At 64.8% G+C, this 1,558-nt stretch carries 1 protein-coding gene; it reads right to left on the bottom strand.

Features of this window, described 5'->3' with window-relative positions:
- On the bottom strand, positions 1-1,558 hold a 1,558-nt coding region (locus tag AC0B9F_RS38065), incomplete at both ends, for a condensation domain-containing protein (protein ID WP_472010379.1).

The following is a 1,558-nucleotide window of genomic DNA, read 5'->3' as shown; positions in this document are numbered from 1 at the left end:
CAGGATCAGCAACAACACCCACCAGCAAACGACGCAGATACACCACAAACGACTCAACCGTCGAACGATCAAACAAATCCGTCGCAAACTCGAAGACACCGCTCAGCCCCACAGGAGAGCCGTCTGCGGTGACGCTCTCCCGCATTCCGAGAGAGAGGTCGAACTTTGCCGTCTGGGAGTTCGTCGACTCGCCTGCCAGGGTCAGCCCCGGCAAGGTCAGTTCGGCCTGAGGGTTGTTCTGAAGGACCAGGGACACCTGAAAGAGCGGATGACGGGACATTGAGCGCGCCGGATTCAGGACCTCGACGAGGTGCTCGAAGGGCACGTCCTGGTGGGCGTAAGCCGCCAGGTCCGTCTCCCGGACGCGCTCGATCAGTTCACGGAAAGTCGGACCACCGGAAAGATCCGTGCGCAGGACAAGCGTGTTGACGAAGAACCCGACCAGATCGTCCAGCGCCTCGTCGGTACGACCGGCGATCGGCGAGCCGATCGGGATGTCCGTACCCGCACCCAGCCGGGACAGCAGCGTCGCCAGCGCTGCCTGCAGCACCATGAACACACTCGCACCCGACTGACGTGCCAATGTCACAATTCCAGCATGGAGTTCCGCGTCCCACTCGAAGGAAACCAAGCCGCCCCGGTAGGAGGAGATGGCCGGACGCGAGCGGTCCCACGGGAGTTCAAGCTGCTCCGGCAGGGCGGCCAGTGTCCGCGTCCAGTACGTCACCTGCCGGGTCAGCGCACTGTCCGGGTCGAATTCATGGCCTAGCACGGCCTGCTGCCAGAGCGTGTAGTCGGCGTACTGGACCGGCAGCGGCTCCCAGTCTGGGCCACGGCCCTCAACTCGTGCCTCGTACGCGGTCGCAATGTCCCGCGCGAGGGGCGCCATCGACCAGCCGTCGCCCGCGATGTGGTGCAGCACCACGACGAGGACATGCGAGGTGGCATCGACAGCGAGCAAGCACGTCCGTATCGGAGCCTCGGCACTCAGGTCGAAGCCCCGCCCAGTCATGTCTCCGACAAGGATCTCCACCTCTTCTTCGGCGGCGTCCACGACGTCCAGACCGGACCACGACTCGTCGGCCCCGAGGACCTTCTGGTAGGGAGTGCCGTCGGCGCTCTCAGGATAGGTCGTTCGCAGGGATTCGTGCCTCTCGACGACATCGCGGAATGCGGCCTCAAGCGCTGCACGGTCGAGGATGCCTGTGAGGCGGAGGGCAATGGGCAGGTTGTACGTCGATGTCTCTGCGCCTTCAAGGCGGTTGAGGAACCAGAGACGACGTTGGGCGTACGACAGCGGAATCTCCGCCGGCCTCTGCGCCACGATGAGCGTCGCGCGTGCGGTGCCTGCCTTGCCTATGTGGTCGGCGAGTTGGGCGACGGTCGGCGTCTCGAACAGGGCCCGAAGCGGAAGCTCGACATCGAGGGTGGTGCGGATGCGGCTGGCGATGCGGGTGGCGAGGAGGGAGTGGCCGCCCAGGTCGAAGAAACTGTCGTCGATGCCGACCTTGTCCAGACCGAGGACTTCAGCGAAGACCGCACACAGGACTTCCTCGCG

It is taken from the genome of Streptomyces sp. NPDC097129 (genome assembly GCF_055668065.1).
The sequence above is the reverse complement of the archived record's forward strand: the minus strand, read 5'-3'. Positions and strand labels throughout refer to the sequence as shown.